Raw genomic sequence first — 20,421 nt, 5'->3', positions numbered from 1 at the left:
CAACGAGCAGCAGATCATCGACGGCGTGCTCAACGGGCTGGGCTCCAAGGACCTGGACGCCGCGGCGACCGCACTGCGGGCGGCGTTCGGCGACCGGGTCGCCGAGCTGGCCGCGAAGCTCACCGCCGCCTGAACTGCCGCCACGGTCAGCGGCTGCGCGGCTCAGCGGCCCGTCAGCTCAGTGGCTGGCTCAGCGGCCCTTGAGCGCAGTGGCTGGCTCGGCGGCTCAGTGACTGCGGCGGCGTAGCCAGGCGTCCTCGGCGAGGTAGTCGAAGTAGTCGGTGCGGTAGTTCTGGGCGAGATCGGGGAAGACGGTCCGCCAGTCCCGGCCGTGCGCGGCGTCCACAAGCCACCGTACGGTCTCCGGCAGCGAGTCGAGATAGCTGGTCACCGGCCGGTAGCCGAGCTGCCGGTGCGCCAGGCCCATGTCCAGCACCACCGGGTGCTGCGTCGACCACGGGGTCATGCCCACCGGCGGTGCCGGGGACGGGCCGTCGATCAGTACGTCCTCCGCGTCGTGGTCCAGCGCCGCGTGCACGGCGGCACCGATCTCGCGTACGGTCGGCGGCTCCGGGTCGCCCGCGTTGAGTACCCGGGCACCGGGCTCGGCGGCGCAGAGCCGGATCAGTTCGGCCAGGTTGGCGGTGCAGACCGGGTGGAACCGGCTCTGCCCGGCGTACGCCAGCACCCGTACCGGGCGGTTGTCCAGGGCGCGTTTGACGAAGTGCCACTCGCGCGGGTGCACGGTGTGCGGCCCGTGGATCGCACCGGCCCGCAGCAGCGAGGTCGGCAGCACCGCCCCGGCGGCGAGCAGTTCCCGTTCCAGGGCCGCCTTGCCGGCCGCGTAGGTGTCCGCACCCGCCCCGGATCCCGGGTCCGTGTCCGTGTCCGGATCGGGGTCGCGCTCCGAGTCGGGGGCGGGGTCCGGTTCCGAGGGTGCCACGGTCGGTTGGGTCTCGGCGATCGGCACCGGGAACCGGACCCCTTCGGCACCGAACCCCCGGCCCTCGTCGTCGAGGTAGACCCCGGCGCTGGAGACGACCACTGCCGAACCGACCCGGTCGGCGAGCCGGAGCAGTTGGCGGGCGTGCCTGGCGTCGTACGCCACGGTGTCGACCAGGACGTCGCAGCCGGCGCCGACCGCGACCGCCAGCCCGGCGTCGTCCTCGCGGTCCAGCGGCACCAGTTCGACGTTCCAGTCCGGCGGCCAGGGTGCGCCGGCCCGCAGGCCCCGGGCGGCGGCCCGGACGTGCCAGCCGTCGGCCACCAGGGCGCGGACCGTGGCCCGGCCGACCTGGCCGGTGGCGCCGACGACCAGGGCGATCTTCTGCATGACGTCACGGTAGATCGGCTCGGTCGGATGTGCCGAGCGCTTCCGCTATCAGCCGAACCAGCTCTGCCGTCGATCTGTCCCGGCGGCCGTCGAAGTCTCCCGGCGGGACCGCCAGAAGCCCGCAACCACTATTGCACAACATCTCTTGCGCAACTGCTGTTGCGTGTGCGAGTCTGAGTGCATGAAGCGAGAGATCCGCCAGGTCACCGACTCCCGGGTGCTGGCCGCGATGTCCCATCCGCTACGCCGCCGTCTGATGGACGTGTTGAAGGTCTACGGTCCGGCCACCGTCAGCACGCTTGCCGAACGCACCGGACAGGCGGTGGCGAACGTCAGCCACCACCTCAGGGTGCTCGCCGCCGCCGACCTGGTGGCGGAGGCGCCGGAGCTGGCCCGGGACCGCCGGGAGCGCTGGTGGCGGCTGGTCTCGTCCGGCCTGCGTTGGTCCACCGCCGACTTCGCCGACGACCCGGCCAGCGAGGCCGTGCAGCAGGCGGCCGTCTCGCTGAACCTCGACCGCCAGGTCGGCCTGGTGCGGGACTGGCACGCCAGCGGGGAGGAGCAGCGGGCCGCCTGGGGGGAGGCGCCCTTCTCCACCGACCGCTGGCTGCGGTTCACCCCGGACGAGCTGGTCGAGTTCGAGACCGAGCTGCTCGCCCTGCTCTCCCGCTGGGGCGACCGGGAGCTGCCGGACGACGGGCAGCACCGCGAACCCGTCTTCTTCTTCGCCTACGGCGTCCCGGCCCAACCCTGACCCAGCCGACCCCTGCGCCCGCCGCTTCGCCCGCCCCGGTGCGGGCCGAGCGCGGCCAGCGGGCCAGCGGACGAGGAGAGAAGATGAGCCTGCTCCGGCAACGAGACTTCAGGCTGCTCTGGATCGGCCAGGGCGGCAGCACCTTCGGGGCCAGCGTCACCAGCGTGGCACTGCCGCTGGTGGCGGTCGCCACCCTCGGTGCCAGCACCTTCCAGGTGGCGCTGCTGACCGCCGCCGCCTGGCTGCCCTGGCTGCTGGTCGGACTGCCGGCCGGCGCCCTGGTGGACCGGCTGCGCTGCCGGCCCGTGATGGTGACCTGCGACCTGGTCGCCGCGCTGCTCTTCGCCAGCGTGCCGGTCGCCGGCTGGCTCGGCGTACTCGGCGTCGGGCACCTGCTGGCCGTCGCGCTGGCCGGCGGCACGGTGAGCGTCTTCTTCAAGACCGCGTACCAGGTCTACCTGCCCACCCTGCTGGACCGGGCCGACCTGGCCGAGGGGAACGCGAAGCTCCAGGGGACCGAGGCGGTGGCCCAGGTGGCCGGTCCGGGTGCCGCCGGCCTGCTGGCCAACCTGTTCGGTGCGGCGGCCGCACTGGTGGTGAACGTGTTCGGCTTCCTCGGCTCGGCCGCCTGCCTGCTGTCGATCCGGCGCCCGGAGCCACCCCGGGCCGCCGCGCCGGACGCGGGTCTCGGTCCGCAGATCGCCGAGGGGGTACGCTTCACCGTCCGCGACCCCTACCTGCGGGTACTCACCGTCTGGGGTGCCGTCAGCAACCTCGGGCTGGTCGGCTACCAGGCGATCCTGGTCGTCTTCCTGGTCCGCGAGGTCGGGCTGGGGCCGGGCACGGTCGGCGCGCTGGTCGCCGTGATGAGCGCCGGCGGGGTGGTCGGAGCCGCCGTCGCCACCGCGCTGTCCCGGCGCCTCGGCAGTGCCCGCGCGCTGCTGCTCTGCGCCCTCGGTGCGGAACCGTTCGCCCTGCTGATCCCGCTGACCGCCCCCGGAGCCCGGCTCGGACTGGTGGTGCTGGCCGGGGTGGTGATCGGTGCCGGAGTGGTGGCCGGGAACGTGATCAAGGCCGGCTTCCGGCAGGCGTACGTGCCGCACCAGCTGCTCGGCCGGGTCATCGTGACCATGCAGGTGGTCAACCTCGGCACCATGCCGCTCGGCGCGGTGCTCGCCGGCGCCCTCGGTACGGCACTCGGCCTCCGCCCGGCCATGTGGGTACTCACCGGCGGTCTGGCGCTGACCGGGCTGATCCTGCTGGTCGGTCCCCTGCGCAAGCGTCGTGACCTGCCGGAGGAGCCGGCCGGACCGGCCCGCCCGGGGCGCTCCGAGCTGGTCAGCGCGGCTGGACGTTAGCCGCCTGTGGACCCTTCTCGCCCTGGGTGACGTCGAACTCGACCTTCTGTCCCTCGTTCAGCTCGCGGTAGCCGGACGACGCGATCGCGGAGTAGTGGACGAACACGTCCGGTCCTCCGCCGTCCTGCTCGATGAAGCCGAAGCCCTTTTCCGAGTTGAACCACTTGACGGTTCCGGTTGCCATGGGTGTCTCCTTAGCGGCGCGCCTGGTGCGTGGCCCGCCCTGTACGCCACCGACAGTAGCCGCCCGGGATAGCCGGTGCGGGCGGAAGTCGGGAGTCGTACCAACCTCCGTTCCGGTCGGCGGCCACCTGCGGCGGGTCGGGTCGACCTCCGGGCGGTCGCGGTCGACCCTCGGCAGGCGGAGACGTCCGTCGGCGAGCGGGGGTCGTCCGTCGGCCTACGCCGGACGGCGGAGTCACCCCTAGACCGGCTCAGGGTCGCCGGTGCCGCCAACCAGGGCTCGCCCCGGATGTCCGGATGCCGCCACCTCCGTAACGTTCCTGACGTGGCGGACTGGCTGGTTCAGGTGGGGGAACTGCCGTCGTGGATCTTCCTGACGGTGCTCGGCGGGGTCATGCTGCTGGACGCGATACCGCTGCTCGGCGTACTCGTGCCAGGTGACGTGGCGGTACTGGCCGCGGTGGGGGTCGGCAGGCCGGCCAGTCTGGGGGCGTTCCTGGCGGTGATCATCGGCTGTCTCGGCGGCTGGTCGCTCACCTTCTTCGCCGGCCGGCGGTTCGGTGCCCGGTTGCGGCGCAGCCGGACCGGGGGGTGGATCGGGGAGGCACGCTGGGTGGCCGCCGAGCGGATCCTCGGCAGCGGCGGGGGCCGGATGGTGATGGTGGCACCGTTCCTGCCGGTACTGAACGCCGTGCTGCCGCTGGCCGCGGGTGGGCTGCGGATGTCGTACCGGCGGTTCCTGGGTTTCGCGGCGATCGGCGCGGTGCTCTGGGCCGGCCTCTACATGCTGCTGGCCATCCTGGCCCGCTCGGTCGGCGGGCTGCTGCCGGGGGAGTCGTTCGCGCTGCTCGGCACGGTGGGTGTCGGGATGGTCCTCGGCGGGCTCGTCCTGCTGGGGGTGCGCCGCCGACTCGGCTCGACCGTGCAGGGCTGACCGGGGCAGGGCTCTACCGGGCAGAGCTGTACCGGGGCAGGGCTGGCCGGGGCGCAGGGAGCAGACCGGGGGGCCGAGGCCGGCCGGGCGGCTTGTGGGGGACCGGGGGGACGGGTGGTGCCGGCCGGCTGGGGCCGCCGGCCGGCACCACCCGGGGGCACAGGCCGCGGCTGGCATACTGGGCTGCCATGGTGTTGTCGCGGCGTTGGGCCGGCTTCCTGGTCCTGGTCGGCGTCTGGACCTGGGTGATCTGGCCCCGGTTCGCCGTCGCCATCTGGAACGATGCCCGGGCCTGGTCGACCGGGGAGATCGGGCAGGGCAGCCCGACGAGCTTCCTCTGGGTGCACGCGCTGCTGATCGCGGCGTCCCTGGCGATCGGCACCACCGTCGGCGTCCTCGGCGTACGGGCCTGGCGGGCGGGTCGGGCTCCGCGATCCTGACCCGGTTCCCGGTTCCCGGTTCCGAGCCGAGCCGAGCCGAGCCGTGGCCGAGCCGTGGCCGGGCGGTCGGGGCCGGCCGGCGTTCCCCCGTCACCACAACCACCGCCGGCCGGCGAGTCATGGGCCCCGGTGTCGAACCGGGCACACCGCCAGAATGAGTGGCGGCCGAGCAGCCGACGCCCGCGCCCATGGCATCCACAGTGGATGGCATCGAGACCTCGCCGGGAGTCGAACCCGCATCACCCGCGTTGCAGGCGGGGCGCCCCACCGGGGACGAGACGAGGCCGGGCGTGCGGGTGGGAGGATTCGAACCTCCTGCGCGCGAGGCACCTGTTTTACAGACAGGCCCGACTCTCCGACGTCGGCGCACCCGCTCGGCCGACCGGCGGGACCGGTACGTGTTCCGGGCTGGACTAGTACGTGTTCCGGGCTGGACTCGAACCAGCGACCTTCGCGATGTCGACGCGATGCTCTTCCGACTGAGCTACCGGAACGGGAGCGGGACCGGGAGTCGAACCCGGGACCTGCGGCTTATGAGGCCGCCGCGCTACCACTGCGCTACCCCGCGAGTACGCCGCCGGGGACTCGAACCCCGAACCCACGCATTAAGAGTGCGTTGCTCTGGCCAATGAGCTAGCGGCGCGAGGACGTCCCGCCGCCAGGCGGGCTCGTCAAGAGTTGGCGGACCCCCGGGGTATGCCCTGCCCCGGGGGCCCTCGAATTCCACCCGTTCGCACGCCAGCGGCGTTTAAGCTCCACGATCAGTCTGCGGTCGACGTGCTTTGCCATTAAGCGACCGCCGCAGGGAGAGCGGCAGACTGGACTCGAACCAGCATCTCGTCGAGATTGTCGTGGTCGGTAGGTCTGGCGATGGGTGGGGGTGCTGAGTCTGGAGCGATAGTCTCAGCCTGCTCGGCGCCGGTCTGCCTCTGCCAGTTGGGCTACCTCGGCCCGGAGTGCCGAGGGGAGGACTTGAACCTCCACTGGAACCGTCGCCTTCGATGAGCCTGACAGATCAGCCTCAGTCTCGGCGCTCGTCGCGCCACCCCCCGCTCCACGGGGGTGTCTGGGAGGCTACCCGAACAGGTAGCCGAACACCTCGTCGCCGACGGTGCGCTCCTCGACGGTGCTGCTGTTCGCCTCCTCGCGGGCCACCTTCACCGCCTCCAGCAGCCTGTCGACCCGGCCGCGCAGCAGTTTCACCCGCTCCGCCGGCAGCGCGCCGGAGAGCTTCACCGTGGTCCAGATGCCCACCGGTACGTCCTCGGTGTAGACCTCGACCTGCGCCGGGTGCTTCTCGGTGGCCTCCGCCTTGACGTGGTTGCGGTGCACCTTGCGCATCTTCTGCGTCTGGCTCGGCGTACTCGCGTAGCAGCCCCGGTCGGGGTCGAACTCCCACCGTTCCGCCGCGTCCAGGGTGGCCAGCCCGTCGACGAAGGTACGCAGGTCGACGAGCTGCTTCTCCAGGAAGAGCAGATAGGTGACCGGTGCCTGGCTGATCAGCGTCCGCCCCTCGACCAGCACGTCGGCCTTTGCGCTGGCGTTCCCGGTGTCCTGCATGAACTGAAGGTCGAAGAGCCGACCCATGGTCGAGGCGACCTCGTCGAGCACCTCCTGGACGGTGTACTGCACCCGGGTCGACTCCGGCGGCAACTGCTCCCGGATGTCGTCGGCGAACGGCTGGTAGGTCCGGGAGATCCCGGACAGCGGCGGCGCCTTCTGGGTACGCCGGTGCGCGTCGGTCAGCTCACGCTTGGCCTGCGGCTTGAAGCCCTGCACCAGCGCGTTGACCTTGTGCAGTTCGGTGGGGTTCGGCACCATGATCCTCTCGGTCTCGTCGGGCAGACGATAGTCGTCGTCGTCGGCTGCGGCGACCCTGTCGAAGTCGGGACGGCCGGATTCGAACCGACGGCCTCCGCACCCCCAGTGCGGCGCGCTGCCAAGCTGCGCCACGTCCCGATGTCGTGCCCCTGGGAGGATTCGAACTTCCGACTTCCTGGTTCGTAGCCAGGCGCTCTGTCCACTGAGCTACAAGGGCTTGAAACGGCAGTACCCGGAGCAGGAGTCGAACCTGCAACACACCGGTTCTGAGCCGGCGGCCTCTTCCGTTGGGCTACCCGGGCATGGAGTGACGCGGGATCGAACCGCGCACGCGGAGCTTGCAAGGCAACGCTGTGCACCAGCACCCACCCCGAAGTGCCCTCGGCGCGACTCGAACGCGCACGTGACCAGGCTCTCGACCTGGTGCCTCTGCCAATTGGGCCACGAGGGCATCGCGCTTCCGGACGAGGATTCGAACCTCGATCGCCTGAGCCAGAATCAGGTGTCCTGCCGTTGGACGATCCGGAAAAGGCGGCCGGCGGGGGAGAATCCGCCGGCCGGCCGTCAGCGCCGGGTCAGCGCGGCCCAACTCGGGACCGTCGCCGCCGACCGCAGTTCCATGCCCGCCTCGGCAGGGGTGCGGTCCGCCTTGCGCTGATTGCAGCCGTCGCAGGACGCGACGGTGTTGGTCCAGGTGTTCCGGCCACCGCGGGAGCGGGGCAGGATGTGGTCGACGGTGCTGGCGTGGCCGCCGCAGTAACCGCACCGGCGTCCGTCCCGGGTGAGCACGCCCGACCGGGACCAGGCCGGCCCCGAGCTGAACCGCCACCTGGTGACGACGTACCTGACCAGCCGGACGACGGTCGGCACCGGGTACACCCCGATCAGCCGGTCCGGTACGGCCTCGTGCACCTCGGCGACCCGCCGGACCAGCATCCGTACGGCGTGCCGGAGACTGACCCGGTGGAGCGGGCCGAGGTCGGCGTTGATGACCAGGACGTCCACCGGATACCTCCTTCTCTCGTCGACGTCACGGAACTCTGGAAGTGTTCGAGAGCGGCTACCGGGATTCGAACCCGGGACCTCCACCATGGCAAGGTGGCGCGCTGCCAACTGCGCTACAGCCGCACGGGAAATGCTCCGGGTGCGATTCGAACGCACACTGTGCGCGTCTTGAGCGCGCTGCCTCCTGCCGTTGGGCTACCGGAGCGGATGGTGCCGACCGGGCCCGGAGAACGGGCGCGGTTCCGTAGACCGTGCCGGAATCGAACCGGCCTCTTCCAGGTTGAGAGCCTGGCGAGATACCACTACTCCAACGGTCCGAGCGGGGTGTCCACAACCCCTGGTTCCGTCCGGGACCCGAGAATCGAACTCGGTTTCTCCTGTACCCAAAACAGGCGGGTCAGCCGTCTCCCTCGCCCCGGATCCGCCCGGCCGGCGCGGTGGTGCGGCGCCGGCCGGGCATCGGTAATGCCATCCACTGTGGAGTTCTCAAGTTGGTGCCGTGTCCGCCGGTCGGGACCGGGGAGAAGCAGGGGCGACAGGACTCGAACCTGCAACCTTCGGATTTGGAGGCCGCTGCGCTGCCAGTTGCGCCACACCCCTGTGCGGAATCGTGCACGGTGAAAGAGACTTGCGGGGCAGGGAAACATCCGTGCCGAAGAAACGCGCACGGTAAGAGAAACGCCGCCCGGTCCCGGGTCTGGGAGGGCGGCGTGGACGCGAGTGCAGTCGCGTTACGTCCGCCAGCCGCCCAGCTCGGCACATTCGCCGGCGCTGCCTAGGACGGGGTGCCCGAGGATGGCACAACCCGTCGAGCCGGACGGCAGTTGCCGCCACGCTCGCGATGAGTTCTGCCACAACATCGGATGCTCCCTGTCGTTCGCTGTCGATTCGGTGTTGATCGCTGTGGTAACTACGGTAGGGGCGGCTCTGCGACCGGGCAACATCTTTTTCGACTTTTCCCGGGCACTTTCGGATTCCGGGCCGCGGTGCCTGCCCGCCGGCACCGGGTGAGCCGGTGCCGGCAGGCGTACACAGTGGAGTCAGGAATCCCGCTCGACCAGCCGCTTCACGGCTGCGGCCACCGCCTCGGGGGCCTGGGCCTGCGGGAAGTGGCCCACGCCGGGCAGCATCACGACCTCGGCCCTCAGCTGCTCCCCGATCCAGTGCGCCTCGGCCGCCGGGTCCTTCCAGTCCACGTCGGCGGCACCCATCAGCACGACGGCCGGGGCGGACACCTCGGGGAGCCGCTGCCGGGCCGGCTCGTGCGAGGTGCGGGTGGTCCGGACGAAGGCCCGCCAGTGTCCCGGCCGGAGCAGGTTGTCGCGGACCCGGGCGAGGTGTTCGGGGTATCCCTCGGGCTTGGTGCCGGGCACCCACTTCGGGTAGTAGCCGAGGAAGGCCGCCGGGCCCCACGGCCGGACGAGCATGATCCGGAAGAGCAGGTTCAGTACGGCCGCGCCGGCGGGCTGCCGGACGAACGGGCCGAGCAGGACGAGGCCGGGTACCTTCGCCGGGGCGTCGGCGGCGGCGATCACGGCGGCTCCGGCTCCCATCGAGTTGCCGACCAGGTACGCCGGGCCGCCGAGTTCGTCGGCGAGCGCGAGCATGTCGCTGGCGAGCGCCACGTCGTCGTACCCGGCGAAGCTGGTGTCGCTGTCGCCGTGCCCCCGGATGTCCAGCACCGCGACCCGGTAGCCGGCCGCGACCAGTTTCGGGGTCAGCAGCCGGTACGACTGGCGCAGTTCGCCCATCCCCGGGGAGCAGATAACCAGCGGCCCGTCACCGTCCCACAGCTCGTACGCGATGCGCCCCTCCGGGCGGTGGAGATACCGGGTATCTGTCATAGCTTAAAAGCTACACCCATTAGCCAAGCTCGCCAACGGTCGCCAGCGATCGCCACCCCAGGTGCCCCGTCGGGGTCACCAGCCCCGGGCGCGCCACTCCGGCAGCGACGGCCGTTCGGCGCCGAGTGTGCTGTCCCGGCCGTGCCCCGGATAGAACCAGGTCTCGTCCGGCAGCCGGTCGAAGATCTTGTGCTCCACGTCGTCGATGAGCGAGCCGAACCGCACCGGGTCGCGGTCGGTGTTGCCGACCCCACCCGGAAATAGCGGGGGACCACCACGGGCAATAGGATGCCGGCATGGCGTTGTACGAGGACTACCTGTACGCCCGCATCTCCGACGACGAGCTGGCAACCGAGAAGGGCGTCACCCGGCAGCTACGAGACGGCCGTGACCTGTCCGCCCGGCGGGGCGGGCACGTCGCGGGCGAGTTCAGCGACAACGACATCTCCGCGCTGAAGGGCGCCCCGCGACCAGACTTCGACAAGCTCATGAACGCCGTCGCCGCACCCAACCCAACCGGCGTGCAGCGCCGTATCGTCTGCGTCCACACCTCCCGACTGTGGCGGAACCGGGTCGAGCGTGCGCAGGGCATCGACACCCTCGGCAAGCTCGGGATCATCATCCTGTGCACCAACGGCCCTGAACTTGACCTACGGACCGCCAGCGGCCGGATGATCGCCGGGATGCTCGGTGAGACCGACACCGGCGAGTCGGAGACGAAAGCGGAGCGGGTCTACGACGCGGCGAAAGAGCGGGCTGAGGAAGGCCGCGCCAACGGTGCCGTCCTGTACGGCTGGTCCCGGATCTACGAGTACGACCGTCGGGGCAAGACGGCCGGGAAGGTGATCGGGTTCCGGGACGAGGAGAAACACGCTGAGGCCGATGTCGTGCGGTGGATCGTTGACGAGCTGCTCGCCGGTAAGTCCCTCGCCGCTGTCCGCGACGACCTGAACCGGCGACGTGTCCCAGCGCCGGGGGCGGGGCACCGGCGGACGCGGCGGGCGAAGGGCCAGGCCGACGACGGAAGTCGGTGGGGGAAGACGTCGGTGAAGAAGCTCGCGATCCGACCGGCGAACATCGGCCTGCGGATCTACCACCGGGGCCGCCCCGACGAGGCGTTGATCCCCGCCGCCTGGCCGAAGATCGTCGACCCGGACAAACATGACCGGGTTGTCGCGCTCCTCACCGACCCCGGCCGGACCATCGAGCGTCCCGGCTCCCGCCAGCACCTTCTGACGTGGGGCGTCGGCGAATGCGGAGTGTGCGGGGCGCACCTGCGGGTGGCGATGCGCGGCAACTCCCGGCACGGGCGGAAGCAGCAGTTGTACGTGTGCGAGGCCAAGGCGTGTGTGGGCCGGAACCTGGCGGCGGTGGACCGGTACGTCGAGCATCAGATGGTGGCCCTGATGCGGCGCCCGGACGTCGCCGACCTGCTGTCCGGGTCGTCGGCGAAGGCGGCGGAGGCGTTGACGCGGGTGACGACGCTGCGGGCGCGCTTGACGCAGGCGGCGAACGACTACGCCGACGGGCACATCGAAGCCGCCCAGTTGCGGATCATCACGACCCGGTTGAAGCCGCAGTTGCAGCAGGCGGAGGCAGAGGCGAAAGCGTACCGACCGTCGCCACATCTTGAGTTGGTGATGGCGACGGTCGGTGACCTGGCCGAGCGGCGGTGGGGGGCGTTGGATCTCAACCAGCGGCGGGCGGTGATGCAGGCGTTCGGGGTGCGGGTGGTGGTTCTGCCTGCGCAGCGGCGGGGGCCGGGGTTCGATCCGGCGTCGGTGCGGTTCGTGCCCCGGTCAGCCGACGTTGCCGTTGCGGCGCCCGTCCCGAACTAGCTTGATCACGTCGGCGGGGTTGGCCAGGTTTTCGATGTCTTGCCTTGCCCCTGCTGCGATGCCGCGCCAGTAGCCGGCCTCGTTCGCCGCTTTGAGTGCGTCCTCGCTGGCCCGCTCGACGAGGGCTTCGAGCCGGTTGATGCGGTTGAGGATGGGCCGGGCGGCGACGTCTGCGCACCACAGGCCGATGGGGACGAGGGCGAGGAGGATGACGACGACGGCCCAGATCGGGGACAGGCCGTGTGGCGGCTCACCGAAGGTGCCGGAGCTGACGAGTGCGTAGTAGATGAGGGCGCCGACGGTGACGAAGAGGGCGAGTGAACCGCAGGCCATGCCTGCGATGAAGTAGCGCGGGACGGATGTGCGGGTGCTGGTCTGTTCGGTGCTCATGGGGCTGACTCCAAAGCTTTGCCGGAAGGATTGGAGGCGGACGGTGCCTCTCCGCCGCGTGGGGTTGGCGGCGGTGACTCGACCATCATCGGTGGCCGGTCGGGGTGGTGCGAGGGGTCAGCGTGGAGGTGGGGTGGGGGGTGCGGCGTTGGTGAGGGCGGGGGTGCGTCCTCGGGTGGTGCGGGGTGCTGGGTGTCGCCGCACTGGTGGTCACCTCCGTGATGGTGTGGTGTGAGCCTCCGAGACTGCCTCGCCAGTAATGATCTAGCAACGGTGAGTGAGTCTTGAGCGTCAGGGCTGGTCGGGCGTAGGTGGATGCCCGTTTGGATGGCTGTTAGGTCAGCCTTGGTCGGATTCAGGTGATCTGCTGCGGAGGTTCGGTGATCCGTTTCGGGCTCGATCGGTGTCGATAGCCGACCCGGCGGTGAACGGGGCTGGTCTTCGAGGTGACCTGCGGGTTGATTGTCGACCGGCAATCATGTGGGAGCGTGCCCAAGGTGCGGATGGAACGGCTGCTCGTATGACGTATTGACAGACGCCTGCCCGCGACGCGCGCCGTGGAAGTTCCATGACCTGCTGACAGGGACCCGACAGTCCCGCCGATCGGACCGCACATGGTGAAAGATCTTCCACTTTCGGTCGAAACCGCAGTGATCAGTCAGCCGGGCAGAGAGCGGACCCCCTCATCCCACCCGCAGCCGGTACCGGTCCGCCGGATACACCTGACCCGTCCCGTCCGCGTCCACGACCACGAACACCGGAACTCCCTCCGGTAGCTCCCATGCCTCCACCTCGGCCGGGGACGGCATGCGGATGTCGACAGTCGAGCCGGGGCCGGCGGGCACGTCCTCTTTCTCGCCGACCGGGCGCACGACGACACCATAACCGACGACGTGTGTGGCGAGCCCTTCGTTGCGTAGTGCCCGGACCGCCTTGGCAACGGTGCCCCGGGCCAGCCCGTACGTCTGACGGAGTGTCTGCTCCGACGGGATCAGAGCACCGGGGGCGAGCTGCCCGGACATGATTTGCTCCCGCAGCAGGGCGGTCAGTTTGGCGGCGGTGTCGATACGCGGCCCGCCCGGAACGATCACAGGCGGAGGTTATGTCCCGGCGTGTAGACGCCTACCGGTGTAGCCGACTAGACGACCGCTACTCGCCGGTCACAAGGCGGCCGTCGGCAGCCAGCGCAACGGGAAAGCACCTGAGGGTCGACCGGACGAACCCGCGTACTCACGACGGATCCCCGAACTCGGCCGGCGTCAAAGCGGCATCGACAACGACGGGCGAGCCGTCGGGCCACAGGTCCGGACCTTCCCCGTACGCGTCCGGGTGGACCACCCGCAGGTGATCGAGGACGTCGGCGTCGGGGATCTGGTTGTCGTCGGACGGGCACAGGTGGCAGGTGCTCATCGGGGTGTCTCCTCAGGTGCGGTACGGGCAACCCACCGAGTCGCGAGCGGCTCCCAACCCTCGGCCGCGTCCCAGCCGCCGGCAGCATCTCGGCCCTGCCGCTCCACGTCGGGGAACAGCTCCATTACCGAGTCAGCGAGGTTTCGGTAGAAGTCGTCCTCGGGGCCGTCGCAGCCGCAGTCGTCGGCGTGCATTTTGGCGGCGATCAGGTCGCGAAGTTGATCACGCATGCGGTGTCTCCTCAGGGGTGGAAGGAACCGGCGGATACGGCCGGTAGCGGATGACGCCGACAGACCACGGCCCGAACCGGACCAGCCGGCGGTACGTGGCCGCGTAGCCGCCCCGGACCGTGGTGTGGCGGAAGATCTCGGCGGCGGACCGGCGTTTGCTCCAGCCGGCGAACCACCAATGCGACGGCAGCACGATCAGCTCTCCTTGGTGGGGGTGGAAGGAACCGGACGCCACGGACCCGTCGAAGTGATCACAGTCCGCTGGACGACCTCGGCGGAAGCGATTCCATGCGGGCCTTCGGCCCGACGCTTCGCGTGGAACGCCACCACGTCCTCAGCACGCCCACGGTCGGACTCCCAGAACGTCACATCACCGGTGTCCCAAACCACCTTCGCCGCGTACTCGGTGCGGGTGTCGGTGTCTGAGGGAAGCAACCGCCCGGCCTCCGCGAGCGCCATCGCCATGCCCTCGTAGTCGGCGTTGAACAGCAGCGGCACCAGGTCCGGCGACTCCCGGGCGATGTACTCCCGGAGGATGTCGGCAGCGGTGTTGATTGTGGCGGACCACTGCTCGACGTCGGCGGGGTTGGGGGCGGTCACTGGCTCGACCGCGTGGGCGGCATCCCAACGGGCGCGAGCAGCAACAGTCACTGGCACGCCCTTGCACGAGTGGATCGCCGGCCACACGAACTTGCCACACCGGTCGCACTCGCTGCGACCGTCGTCCGGATCGGTGTGCGGGTGGTCAGCCGGTCGCCGCTCGAAGTCCGGCTTGCTCGGCGCGGTGTCGTACTCGCTCACCGGTCGGCTCCGTGTTCCGCGAGGCGCCAGTTGTATGCGTCGACCGCCTCCGCCAGTACACGTGACGCCCGCGCCTTGGTCGGTGCTGCTGTTACCGACCGGTTGGCGTGGGCTCGCCGCCACTCCACGGCGGCACGAATCAGGTCGGCAACCTCTTCGGGTAGATCACTGGGCATGGTTGGCTCCGCTCTCTGCCACACGAGCAGCCACGTCGGCGCAGTAACCGTTGAGCACAGAAGCATCGACCGCCCGGATGTCTGCGGCTGCTGCGGTACGACCAGCAGCCAGCCCAGCGGCGTACGCGGTCTCGATAGCAGTAGTGATGCGGCCTCTGGCCGGCGGCTCCGCCGCGTGATACGCGCGCCACGCGGCCTGTCGCGCTTCGCCGGGCATCGGGATTACCTCGATGTCGCCGTATGCCTCCTCGCTCAGCACCGGCTCCTCGTACGGGGCGTCGGTGGTCGGGGTCTGCTCAGACATCAGAACCCTCCTCGGTGCGTCCGGAGATGTCGGCGACCGGGTCACACGGACCGCTATGTCCAGTCGGGCGCTCACACCAACGACCACAAGCTGCGCCCGTGTCAAGCGACAGGATCGGGCGGGGTCGGACCAGGGCGTCAATCTGTTGGCGGGCCTGATCCCGCACCACAACCGGATCGGCACCCTGCTCCCGCAACCATGTGTCGGTGACCGGATCAGGGCCGTATGGCCACGGCAGCCGACCCACGCTCTGCGGAGCGGGTTGGGGTAGTCCGGATCCCTCGACGGGAACAGCCGACCCCGCAGCGACGCTCTCGGCAGGCGCAGCAGCGTACTTCCGGGCGACCTTCGCCGCGTCGTTCAGGGCGTACACCCGGGCCGCGTCAGCGGTGTCCCAAAAGCTCCCTGCCGACGGCCGCTCGACTTCGATCGCACGGGCGATCTCTTCGGCGACCTCGGCACGGACCCGAGCATCCCGGGACGGCAGATCCAGCGCGTCCAGGACACGGCCGGTGGTTTCGTAGTGCACGGTCGTAGCACCGGCGCCGGCAGCAAGCGCAGTGACGATCGCGGTGACTTCGGGGGTGGGGTGGGTGTTGGGGATACTCACCGGCTCACCAGTCCAGCTTCGGAACGAACGGCTCGGCCGCCGGCTTCCGGTACAGCGCCAACGTGGCGTGCACCTGCGCTTCGGCCAGGTAGACCATCGCGTCCTGCCGGGCGTCGGCCGCTACCGACGCCCGGATCTCCCGCTCCTCGGCAGTCGGCGACTCGGCGTCGTCGTAGCCGCCCTCAGGGTTCATCCAGTGCTCGACGGCCAGGGCGCGAAGTCGTTCCGCTTCGGCGTAGTGCTCTTCCGGGGACATCAGGTCACTCCTTCTCGTCGGTGCGTTCTTTGCTCTTCAGGGCTTGCTTTGCTGCGATGTAAGCGGCTGACGGTGGGTCTCCGTGGTCGAGAGACCGCCACGGCCAGCGCGGGCCGCGAACTTAGCCCGCAGTCGGGCCTCAATCTGCGCCTTCGTCGGCTGCTCCCAGCCATGCCAACTGCGGCCAGGAACCCACAGTTGGACGTGCTCACGTTTGTCAACACCGCACCAGCGGCATCCCAACGGCGGAGGTGCCGACTCGTGACGGACACGAAGCGTCTTCACGCCGCCGCCTCGGACTGCTCGGCCAGGTGCCGCTCCCACATATCCCGGATCGCCTGCTCGCCGACCCGTGCCGTACCGGTCCGCCGGGCGTCACGCTCGATGCACAACTCGATCGGCACGTCCCGGAAGTCGACGACCTCGAACCCGGCGTTGGCCCGGTCGGCGAGCCGCCGCAGGCTGTGCAGCGTCTTGTCGGGGAGGCAGGTTTCGTCCACGATCACACCCACGCCGCGCCGCAACAGGGACACGATCATCGCGTTCCGGGCGGCGACGACGATCCGCTCCGTGCCCAGCGAGGTCTTCGACGCCTTCACGTGCGTCGAGTCGTGGCCCATCGCCCGGAGGTCGTCCCGGTTGACCCGGTAGCGGCCGGTCGGGTTCTCGGCCACCCACGCCCGCGCGAACGTCGACTTGCCGGAGCCGGGTAGGCCGCGAGTCACCAACAGTCTTGCCATCGGTCAGCCCTGGCCAGCGCACTCGTCAACGACCTCCACCTGAACTTCAAGTGGTAGGTCGTCCATGAACTGCGCGTCGCCGACCCGGGCTGCCTTGGCGCTGTACGCCGCCTCCTCATCCTCGCCGAGCGGAAGCCACGACGCGGAGCACCACGGGCCTTCCGGCGCGACGAACTTGTGCATGCGTCCGTGACTGAAGCACCACGCGTAGGTGGTCGTCGGGTCCATCAGTCAGTTGTCCTTGCCGAGTCGGCCGACCAGCGACCCAAGGTTGTAGACCTCGTCCGCGTACTTGAGGTACTGGTGCAGTTCCATCGCGTCCTCGTCGCTGGCACGGAACCAGTGCTGGCCGTCCGGGTCGCCGCCGCCAGCCCATCGGCGGGCCTCGGCGTCGTCACGCCAGATGACCTCCCACTCCGGCTCGCCGTGGAAGGTGGACTTTCGGAGAACGAGGGTGCTGCCGTCGGCCGGCTCCGTCTCGAAGACTGCCGACGTGGTTTCGCGGGGGTGTTCCATGTGATCTCCGTTCAGTTGGTTTGGCGAGCCCGGAACGTCACCGCCAGGCGTTGGAAGTACTCGGCGAGGGCATCCAGGTGGTCCGGGTCGGTCACGTCGATGCCACCCACCTGAATCACTCCGCCGAGGTCGATGACGGTCAAGTTCCGCTCGTTGGTTCCGACGAGTAGAACGTGGCCCTTGCTGGGGTAGACGCCGGGATCGAGACGGTGTTCCTCTCGGGTGTGCGAGTCGTCGGCAATGCCGTCTGCCAAAGTGCCATCGGCCTTGATCAGTTCCACGTCAGTCCTCCTCGGGTACGCAGATGAGGCAGTCCACGGCCGGCGTGTCCGGGTGGTCGACGCAGCGGATCAGCGCCTCGTAGCCGGGGCCGAGGTGGTCGGCAACGTAGTCGGACGGGTTTACGCCGTCCGGAACCGGCACCTCGCGGCCCTGCCGGTCGATGACGATCAGCGGCATGCCGGCGTCGCCGCACCGGTCCTGGTGCTCCATGCTGCGGTTCACTGCGACTCCCTGGCTGGTTGGGTAACGCGCGGGTGGTCGGCGGGCACGAGACGGAAGACCACGGCGCTCGCGGTAATGAGCTGCCTGTCACGGCTGCCAACCTCGTTGCGTCCGTTCCTGTAGCGCCAAAACCGACGCCCGCTGTCGGTGAAGACCATCGCCTTGGTGACGCGGACGACGGTGACGAGGTGGGACTCGTAGCGGCCCTGGCCGAGGTAGGCGAGTTCGGCGACTGGCTGCCCGACGGCGTACCAGGCTTCGGCTGCCTCGCGACCTCGCAGTGTCATGACACCTACGGTAGCATGGTGTCATGACACCATCAACTGACCGAACCGCCGAACGTCATGACACCCCGTACAGTTCCCGTCATGACACCCCGGCACCCACTACGGTGATCGCCGTGACCCGGAAAAGCGGCAAGGGTAAGCCCCGCCAGACGATTCGCGCCGAAGAGGACCTGTGGCTCCGGTTCGATGAGTCGACTGCCGCCGCCGGATCAGACCGGTCCGAGGTGTTGCGCGAGTTCATGCGCTGGCACGCAGGTGACCCCAACGCCAGGCTGCCTCGGCGTCCGGCCAACGCCGTTCGGTGGACCGGGAAGAACTTTGACGAGGTCAAGGCGATTCGCCCAGATGCGCGCCTCGCCGAAGTCGACGACCCGGAGAGCCAGGTGGTCGCAGGCGACCTACTGATCGAGCGGGTCAACGAGCCCGGCACGTGGGTGGTCGTCGGTCGGAACTACGTCGTTTACCGCCGGGAGTCGGTCACCGGCGAGACGTGATCCGGTCGGGCACACTCAACCTCGTGACTTCAAGCGCGGAGCAGAGACTGAACGACCGGGGCCTGAGCCTCGACGACGAGACCGGGTTCGGGCGAGAAGACGAACCCGACGTGAGTGGCTACCTCGTCCTGCGACCCAACGATGATGGCGCCGAGGTGATCGCGCTGGTCCGACCGGGCATTGAGGCATGGCAGCGGGAGATGTTCGCGGAGTGGGTTGAACAGCGCATGGACCGGTTCTTCGAGCACGGGCCGGAGCCGGACGGATGGCAGAAGCGAAAGAGCGACAACGGATGGCAGTTGTGGGCGCGGATGGTGGACTTACCACCGCTTGACTGACCGCAGGCACACAGAGCCCGGCGCCTCACGACGAGGGCCGGGCTCCGTCGTACCGGCGACGGTAGATCATCCGACCGTCGCCGACTGTGGGCGACCAGCCGACCCCGCACCGCCCCCGAACCCGAGGCCAGCACACGTCACACCGGGGTAGACAGGAAGGCACGCCGCCGATCGAGGGGGATCGCGATGCCCGTCCACATGCTGCCCGACCCGGAACAGACCGAGTACTTCATGAAGCAGGTCACCAACCTGCACGGCCGTGGCTGGGCGATGGGCTGGATGCATCGCTGGACCATCGAAGCGTCCCGGGAACACGCCGCAGCCTGCCGGGACGAGGACTGCGGAACGTGCCGGAACTTCGTCAGCGCCCTGTCGTTGTGCGCTGCGGTGGCGACCACGATGCCGGACACTCCGGGGCTGCGGGAGACGTTGAAACGGCTGCACCGAGACGGTTAACGCGGCTCCCACAGTTCGCGCCCGTCGAGCGTGTGGTGGATGACCAGCCACCCCATCGACCCGTCCGGGCGGGGTACCGGCTCGGTTGTCGGCCCGCACGGGCAGTCGTCAACCTCGTGGTCGATCAGATCCGCCCGGGGCATCACATGCGCGTCACCGTCGCCCACGGGTCAACTCGCCGCCGACCTGGCTGCGCTCAGCCACTCGCCGAGGTAGGCGTGGATCCGCTCCACCTGCTCCCGGTCGAGTACCACGGTCGCGTCCCCGCCCGGCCCGTGCAGCGACAGGCGCAGCCACGGCCACACCGTACGCTCGTCGTCCGGCGAGTCCCGGCCGTTGAGGCTGATGTGGCCGGGGATCTGACACAGAAGCAGCACACCATCCCGGGCGTCGCCGTCGGCGGGTAGGACGTGTGAGCCCTGGTAGACGATCGGTGCCGGCTGCTCGTCGCCGTCGAGCGGTAGGGCGGTGGCGTAGATGGACACACGTCCAGTGTGCCGCCCTGTCAGACCCGGCACCTACCGTGCCTATGGGTGGCCCCGGCATCCCCACGTCATCACCCACAGTCGGGGCCACCCCCGACCCGTTCAGGCGGCGAGCTGCGACGCGACCGGCCGACACACCTCGGCGGCGACACCATGCCCCCAGCCGAGGCCGACGATCGCATCCCAGAGCAGGATCCCGTGCAGCGGGTGCAGGCACGGCAGGGTCAGCCAGTCCGCGTCGCGGGTGCCGGCCGGAAGCGGTCCGGGTGGGGTTTCGTGCCGTTCGAGGACGGGGGCGCCGTGGGTGGTGACGAGGCGGGCGAGGGCGGTCAGGTCTGTGCCGCAGTGGGGGCACCTGCGGCGGTGCAGGTTCGCGTCCATCGCCCGAGTGTTGTTCGCGCCCGTCGCCGCCGGTACCGGTCGGTAGCCTGCCGCTCACGAACGGCCGTTCAGGGTGGGGTCGGCCAGCAGGACTATCCCCGCACGCGAATAGCCCGAACACCCGACCAGCACCTCCAACATCACGACGGGAAGCTGTCGTGTCGCCGACAGTGAACAGACCTCACGTTCCGTCCAGCCGCATCATCTGCCAGTGGACGACGACACCGAACCAGACGACCTCGACCAGACGGACGACGACGGGCCGCCGACACGGATGCCGTACCCGGTGAAGGTCGGAGCCTTCCTCCTCGGCGCCTTGGCCGTGCTGACCGGGTTCGGGGCGGTCGCCAACGCCGTCGGTGACACTGGCCGCACCCATGCCGTTGTGTTCCTCGGCAGCGTCGCATTGGTCGCCGTGGCAGCCGTCGTCGGCCTGGTTCGTGCCCGGCGGTGGGGAAGCTACCTCGGGTTCGGTGTGGCGCTCCTCGTAGCCCTCGCGACACTCCGCAGCGTCGGAGCAGCCGTCGTCGGGA

At 69.8% G+C, this 20,421-nt stretch carries 31 protein-coding genes, 14 tRNA genes and 1 pseudogene; 9 read left to right on the top strand and 37 right to left on the bottom strand.

The features are described 5' to 3' along the window. Positions 1 to 226: 226 nt before the first annotated feature. The gene (locus tag ACN28A_RS01820; protein ID WP_421391654.1) at positions 227 to 1,333 is read right to left on the bottom strand and encodes an NAD-dependent epimerase/dehydratase family protein; all 1,107 of its coding nucleotides are present in this window, start codon (positions 1,331 to 1,333) and stop codon (positions 227 to 229) included. 181 nt (positions 1,334 to 1,514) lie between these two features. Between ACN28A_RS01820 and ACN28A_RS01815 the strand changes: the two genes are divergently transcribed. Then, positions 1,515 to 2,087: an ArsR/SmtB family transcription factor gene (locus ACN28A_RS01815; RefSeq protein ID WP_421391651.1), complete on the top strand. Its 573-nt coding sequence runs from the start codon at positions 1,515 to 1,517 to the stop codon at positions 2,085 to 2,087. Positions 2,088 to 2,170: 83 nt separating this feature from the next. Next, on the top strand, positions 2,171 to 3,445 hold the full coding sequence (locus ACN28A_RS01810) for an MFS transporter (RefSeq protein ID WP_421391650.1): 1,275 nt from the start codon (positions 2,171 to 2,173) through the stop codon (positions 3,443 to 3,445). Here the strand turns inward: ACN28A_RS01810 and ACN28A_RS01805 are convergent. After that, a complete protein-coding gene (locus tag ACN28A_RS01805) occupies positions 3,426 to 3,629 on the bottom strand; it encodes a cold-shock protein (protein ID WP_278063023.1) in 204 nt (67 codons plus the stop codon). The genes ACN28A_RS01810 and ACN28A_RS01805 overlap by 20 nt on opposite strands. 324 nt (positions 3,630 to 3,953) lie before the next feature. On the opposite strand from ACN28A_RS01805, the gene ACN28A_RS01800 reads away from it, so the two are divergent. Beyond that, positions 3,954 to 4,562 (top strand): DedA family protein, encoded by a 609-nt coding sequence (locus ACN28A_RS01800; RefSeq protein WP_421391649.1) that lies wholly within the window; start codon positions 3,954 to 3,956, stop codon positions 4,560 to 4,562. 188 nt (positions 4,563 to 4,750) lie between these two features. Then, positions 4,751 to 5,002 carry an SCO4848 family membrane protein gene (locus ACN28A_RS01795; RefSeq protein WP_421391647.1) on the top strand — a complete coding sequence of 84 codons (252 nt, stop codon included), beginning with the start codon at positions 4,751 to 4,753 and terminating at the stop codon, positions 5,000 to 5,002. Positions 5,003 to 5,215: 213 nt separating this feature from the next. Here ACN28A_RS01795 and ACN28A_RS01790 read toward each other — a convergent pair. From ACN28A_RS01790 to ACN28A_RS01705, 18 genes and pseudogenes are all read right to left on the bottom strand, one after another. Continuing rightward, positions 5,216 to 5,288 (bottom strand) — tRNA-Cys (locus ACN28A_RS01790). Positions 5,289 to 5,293: 5 nt separating this feature from the next. Beyond that, positions 5,294 to 5,376 (bottom strand) — tRNA-Tyr (locus ACN28A_RS01785). A gap of 47 nt (positions 5,377 to 5,423) precedes the next feature. Further along, positions 5,424 to 5,496, bottom strand: a tRNA-Val gene (locus tag ACN28A_RS01780). Between the two features lie 2 nt (positions 5,497 to 5,498). Further along, a tRNA-Met gene (locus ACN28A_RS01775) sits at positions 5,499 to 5,570 on the bottom strand. A 2-nt stretch (positions 5,571 to 5,572) separates the two neighbouring features. After that, a tRNA-Lys gene (locus ACN28A_RS01770) sits at positions 5,573 to 5,645 on the bottom strand. 431 nt (positions 5,646 to 6,076) lie between these two features. Further along, a complete protein-coding gene (locus ACN28A_RS01765; protein ID WP_421391645.1) occupies positions 6,077 to 6,823 on the bottom strand; it encodes a hypothetical protein in 747 nt (248 codons plus the stop codon). A 64-nt stretch (positions 6,824 to 6,887) separates the two neighbouring features. Then, a tRNA-Pro gene (locus ACN28A_RS01760) sits at positions 6,888 to 6,961 on the bottom strand. Positions 6,962 to 6,967: 6 nt separating this feature from the next. Then, positions 6,968 to 7,040, bottom strand: a tRNA-Arg gene (locus ACN28A_RS01755). Between the two features lie 12 nt (positions 7,041 to 7,052). Further along, a tRNA-Leu gene (locus ACN28A_RS01750) sits at positions 7,053 to 7,125 on the bottom strand. A gap of 74 nt (positions 7,126 to 7,199) precedes the next feature. Further along, a tRNA-Leu gene (locus tag ACN28A_RS01745) sits at positions 7,200 to 7,274 on the bottom strand. A gap of 6 nt (positions 7,275 to 7,280) precedes the next feature. Beyond that, positions 7,281 to 7,351, bottom strand: a tRNA-Gln gene (locus ACN28A_RS01740). Positions 7,352 to 7,387: 36 nt separating this feature from the next. Next, positions 7,388 to 7,828 carry an HNH endonuclease gene (locus tag ACN28A_RS01735; RefSeq protein ID WP_421391644.1) on the bottom strand — a complete coding sequence of 147 codons (441 nt, stop codon included), beginning with the start codon at positions 7,826 to 7,828 and terminating at the stop codon, positions 7,388 to 7,390. A 50-nt stretch (positions 7,829 to 7,878) separates the two neighbouring features. Beyond that, a tRNA-Gly gene (locus tag ACN28A_RS01730) sits at positions 7,879 to 7,951 on the bottom strand. A gap of 8 nt (positions 7,952 to 7,959) precedes the next feature. Beyond that, positions 7,960 to 8,033 (bottom strand) — tRNA-Leu (locus ACN28A_RS01725). A 40-nt stretch (positions 8,034 to 8,073) separates the two neighbouring features. Next, positions 8,074 to 8,145: transfer RNA gene (locus tag ACN28A_RS01720), tRNA-Glu, on the bottom strand. 210 nt (positions 8,146 to 8,355) lie between these two features. Then, a tRNA-Trp gene (locus ACN28A_RS01715) sits at positions 8,356 to 8,428 on the bottom strand. Positions 8,429 to 8,868: 440 nt separating this feature from the next. After that, entirely contained in the window at positions 8,869 to 9,672 is an 804-nt protein-coding gene (locus tag ACN28A_RS01710) for an alpha/beta fold hydrolase (RefSeq protein WP_421391642.1), read from the bottom strand. 75 nt (positions 9,673 to 9,747) lie between these two features. Beyond that, positions 9,748 to 9,945, bottom strand: a pseudogene (locus ACN28A_RS01705) (MBL fold metallo-hydrolase); the annotation flags it as partial. A gap of 23 nt (positions 9,946 to 9,968) precedes the next feature. On the opposite strand from ACN28A_RS01705, the gene ACN28A_RS01700 reads away from it, so the two are divergent. After that, positions 9,969 to 11,510: a recombinase family protein gene (locus ACN28A_RS01700; RefSeq protein WP_421391368.1), complete on the top strand. Its 1,542-nt coding sequence runs from the start codon at positions 9,969 to 9,971 to the stop codon at positions 11,508 to 11,510. Here the strand turns inward: ACN28A_RS01700 and ACN28A_RS01695 are convergent. From ACN28A_RS01695 to ACN28A_RS01625, 15 genes are all read right to left on the bottom strand, one after another. Then, a complete protein-coding gene (locus ACN28A_RS01695; protein WP_421391366.1) occupies positions 11,472 to 11,900 on the bottom strand; it encodes a hypothetical protein in 429 nt (142 codons plus the stop codon). The genes ACN28A_RS01700 and ACN28A_RS01695 overlap by 39 nt on opposite strands. Before the next feature lie 683 nt (positions 11,901 to 12,583). Then, on the bottom strand, positions 12,584 to 12,991 hold the full coding sequence (locus ACN28A_RS01690; RefSeq protein WP_421391364.1) for a GntR family transcriptional regulator: 408 nt from the start codon (positions 12,989 to 12,991) through the stop codon (positions 12,584 to 12,586). A gap of 139 nt (positions 12,992 to 13,130) precedes the next feature. After that, positions 13,131 to 13,310 (bottom strand): hypothetical protein, encoded by a 180-nt coding sequence (locus tag ACN28A_RS01685; RefSeq protein ID WP_421391362.1) that lies wholly within the window; start codon positions 13,308 to 13,310, stop codon positions 13,131 to 13,133. Beyond that, positions 13,307 to 13,540 (bottom strand): hypothetical protein, encoded by a 234-nt coding sequence (locus ACN28A_RS01680; protein ID WP_421391360.1) that lies wholly within the window; start codon positions 13,538 to 13,540, stop codon positions 13,307 to 13,309. Before ACN28A_RS01680 ends, ACN28A_RS01685 begins: the two co-directional genes overlap by 4 nt. Further along, positions 13,533 to 13,733, bottom strand: a complete 201-nt coding sequence (locus ACN28A_RS01675) for a hypothetical protein (RefSeq protein ID WP_421391359.1) — start codon at positions 13,731 to 13,733, stop codon at positions 13,533 to 13,535. Before ACN28A_RS01675 ends, ACN28A_RS01680 begins: the two co-directional genes overlap by 8 nt. Before the next feature lie 2 nt (positions 13,734 to 13,735). Then, positions 13,736 to 14,341, bottom strand: coding sequence for a hypothetical protein (locus ACN28A_RS01670; protein WP_421391357.1), 606 nt, complete (start codon positions 14,339 to 14,341; stop codon positions 13,736 to 13,738). A gap of 165 nt (positions 14,342 to 14,506) precedes the next feature. Further along, positions 14,507 to 14,821 carry a hypothetical protein gene (locus tag ACN28A_RS01665; RefSeq protein WP_421391355.1) on the bottom strand — a complete coding sequence of 105 codons (315 nt, stop codon included), beginning with the start codon at positions 14,819 to 14,821 and terminating at the stop codon, positions 14,507 to 14,509. Next, complete coding sequence (locus ACN28A_RS01660) at positions 14,814 to 15,431, bottom strand: hypothetical protein (RefSeq protein WP_421391353.1); 618 nt, start codon at positions 15,429 to 15,431, stop codon at positions 14,814 to 14,816. The genes ACN28A_RS01665 and ACN28A_RS01660 overlap by 8 nt, the downstream gene beginning before the upstream one ends. 4 nt (positions 15,432 to 15,435) lie before the next feature. Beyond that, positions 15,436 to 15,687, bottom strand: coding sequence for a hypothetical protein (locus tag ACN28A_RS01655; protein WP_421391351.1), 252 nt, complete (start codon positions 15,685 to 15,687; stop codon positions 15,436 to 15,438). A 281-nt stretch (positions 15,688 to 15,968) separates the two neighbouring features. After that, positions 15,969 to 16,427 (bottom strand): AAA family ATPase, encoded by a 459-nt coding sequence (locus ACN28A_RS01650; RefSeq protein ID WP_421391349.1) that lies wholly within the window; start codon positions 16,425 to 16,427, stop codon positions 15,969 to 15,971. Between the two features lie 3 nt (positions 16,428 to 16,430). Continuing rightward, entirely contained in the window at positions 16,431 to 16,655 is a 225-nt protein-coding gene (locus ACN28A_RS01645) for a hypothetical protein (protein WP_421391347.1), read from the bottom strand. Between the two features lie 3 nt (positions 16,656 to 16,658). Then, on the bottom strand, positions 16,659 to 16,943 hold the full coding sequence (locus ACN28A_RS01640; RefSeq protein WP_421391345.1) for a hypothetical protein: 285 nt from the start codon (positions 16,941 to 16,943) through the stop codon (positions 16,659 to 16,661). Positions 16,944 to 16,954: 11 nt separating this feature from the next. Beyond that, on the bottom strand, positions 16,955 to 17,224 hold the full coding sequence (locus ACN28A_RS01635) for a hypothetical protein (protein ID WP_421391343.1): 270 nt from the start codon (positions 17,222 to 17,224) through the stop codon (positions 16,955 to 16,957). Position 17,225: 1 nt separating this feature from the next. Continuing rightward, the gene (locus tag ACN28A_RS01630; protein ID WP_421391341.1) at positions 17,226 to 17,447 is read right to left on the bottom strand and encodes a hypothetical protein; all 222 of its coding nucleotides are present in this window, start codon (positions 17,445 to 17,447) and stop codon (positions 17,226 to 17,228) included. After that, positions 17,444 to 17,734, bottom strand: coding sequence for a hypothetical protein (locus ACN28A_RS01625; RefSeq protein ID WP_421391339.1), 291 nt, complete (start codon positions 17,732 to 17,734; stop codon positions 17,444 to 17,446). Before ACN28A_RS01625 ends, ACN28A_RS01630 begins: the two co-directional genes overlap by 4 nt. A gap of 113 nt (positions 17,735 to 17,847) precedes the next feature. On the opposite strand from ACN28A_RS01625, the gene ACN28A_RS01620 reads away from it, so the two are divergent. The 3 genes from ACN28A_RS01620 to ACN28A_RS01610 all read left to right on the top strand — a co-directional run bounded on the left by ACN28A_RS01620 (position 17,848) and on the right by ACN28A_RS01610 (position 19,022). After that, positions 17,848 to 18,228, top strand: coding sequence for a hypothetical protein (locus tag ACN28A_RS01620; protein ID WP_421391337.1), 381 nt, complete (start codon positions 17,848 to 17,850; stop codon positions 18,226 to 18,228). Positions 18,229 to 18,251: 23 nt separating this feature from the next. Further along, the gene (locus ACN28A_RS01615; protein WP_421391335.1) at positions 18,252 to 18,566 is read left to right on the top strand and encodes a hypothetical protein; all 315 of its coding nucleotides are present in this window, start codon (positions 18,252 to 18,254) and stop codon (positions 18,564 to 18,566) included. Positions 18,567 to 18,752: 186 nt separating this feature from the next. Further along, complete coding sequence (locus tag ACN28A_RS01610; protein WP_421391333.1) at positions 18,753 to 19,022, top strand: hypothetical protein; 270 nt, start codon at positions 18,753 to 18,755, stop codon at positions 19,020 to 19,022. 170 nt (positions 19,023 to 19,192) lie between these two features. Here ACN28A_RS01610 and ACN28A_RS01605 read toward each other — a convergent pair whose 3' ends face one another. Next, positions 19,193 to 19,507 (bottom strand): hypothetical protein, encoded by a 315-nt coding sequence (locus ACN28A_RS01605; protein ID WP_421391331.1) that lies wholly within the window; start codon positions 19,505 to 19,507, stop codon positions 19,193 to 19,195. A gap of 102 nt (positions 19,508 to 19,609) precedes the next feature. Then, positions 19,610 to 19,888 carry a hypothetical protein gene (locus tag ACN28A_RS01600; protein WP_421391329.1) on the bottom strand — a complete coding sequence of 93 codons (279 nt, stop codon included), beginning with the start codon at positions 19,886 to 19,888 and terminating at the stop codon, positions 19,610 to 19,612. Between the two features lie 211 nt (positions 19,889 to 20,099). On the opposite strand from ACN28A_RS01600, the gene ACN28A_RS01595 reads away from it, so the two are divergent. Beyond that, a partial coding sequence (locus ACN28A_RS01595; protein ID WP_421391640.1) for a hypothetical protein occupies positions 20,100 to 20,421 on the top strand: 322 nt, incomplete at its 3' end.

The organism is Plantactinospora sp. WMMB782 (genome assembly GCF_049179135.1).
Classification (GTDB): domain Bacteria; phylum Actinomycetota; class Actinomycetes; order Mycobacteriales; family Micromonosporaceae; genus Plantactinospora.
The sequence above is the reverse complement of the archived record's forward strand: the minus strand, read 5'-3'. Positions and strand labels throughout refer to the sequence as shown.

Coding starts and splice junctions, on each gene's coding strand:
- ACN28A_RS01820 (WP_421391654.1), bottom strand. CDS start 1,333: ATGCAGAAGATCGCCCTGGTCGTCGGCGCCACCGGCCAGGTCGGCCGG.
- ACN28A_RS01815 (WP_421391651.1), top strand. CDS start 1,515: ATGAAGCGAGAGATCCGCCAGGTCACCGACTCCCGGGTGCTGGCCGCG.
- ACN28A_RS01810 (WP_421391650.1), top strand. CDS start 2,171: ATGAGCCTGCTCCGGCAACGAGACTTCAGGCTGCTCTGGATCGGCCAG.
- ACN28A_RS01805 (WP_278063023.1), bottom strand. CDS start 3,629: ATGGCAACCGGAACCGTCAAGTGGTTCAACTCGGAAAAGGGCTTCGGC.
- ACN28A_RS01795 (WP_421391647.1), top strand. CDS start 4,751: ATGGTGTTGTCGCGGCGTTGGGCCGGCTTCCTGGTCCTGGTCGGCGTC.
- ACN28A_RS01765 (WP_421391645.1), bottom strand. CDS start 6,823: ATGGTGCCGAACCCCACCGAACTGCACAAGGTCAACGCGCTGGTGCAG.
- ACN28A_RS01710 (WP_421391642.1), bottom strand. CDS start 9,672: ATGACAGATACCCGGTATCTCCACCGCCCGGAGGGGCGCATCGCGTAC.
- ACN28A_RS01700 (WP_421391368.1), top strand. CDS start 9,969: ATGGCGTTGTACGAGGACTACCTGTACGCCCGCATCTCCGACGACGAG.
- ACN28A_RS01695 (WP_421391366.1), bottom strand. CDS start 11,900: ATGAGCACCGAACAGACCAGCACCCGCACATCCGTCCCGCGCTACTTC.
- ACN28A_RS01685 (WP_421391362.1), bottom strand. CDS start 13,310: ATGAGCACCTGCCACCTGTGCCCGTCCGACGACAACCAGATCCCCGAC.
- ACN28A_RS01680 (WP_421391360.1), bottom strand. CDS start 13,540: ATGCGTGATCAACTTCGCGACCTGATCGCCGCCAAAATGCACGCCGAC.
- ACN28A_RS01665 (WP_421391355.1), bottom strand. CDS start 14,821: ATGTCTGAGCAGACCCCGACCACCGACGCCCCGTACGAGGAGCCGGTG.
- ACN28A_RS01655 (WP_421391351.1), bottom strand. CDS start 15,687: ATGTCCCCGGAAGAGCACTACGCCGAAGCGGAACGACTTCGCGCCCTG.
- ACN28A_RS01650 (WP_421391349.1), bottom strand. CDS start 16,427: ATGGCAAGACTGTTGGTGACTCGCGGCCTACCCGGCTCCGGCAAGTCG.
- ACN28A_RS01645 (WP_421391347.1), bottom strand. CDS start 16,655: ATGGACCCGACGACCACCTACGCGTGGTGCTTCAGTCACGGACGCATG.
- ACN28A_RS01640 (WP_421391345.1), bottom strand. CDS start 16,943: ATGGAACACCCCCGCGAAACCACGTCGGCAGTCTTCGAGACGGAGCCG.
- ACN28A_RS01625 (WP_421391339.1), bottom strand. CDS start 17,734: ATGACACTGCGAGGTCGCGAGGCAGCCGAAGCCTGGTACGCCGTCGGG.
- ACN28A_RS01610 (WP_421391333.1), top strand. CDS start 18,753: ATGCCCGTCCACATGCTGCCCGACCCGGAACAGACCGAGTACTTCATG.
- ACN28A_RS01600 (WP_421391329.1), bottom strand. CDS start 19,888: ATGGACGCGAACCTGCACCGCCGCAGGTGCCCCCACTGCGGCACAGAC.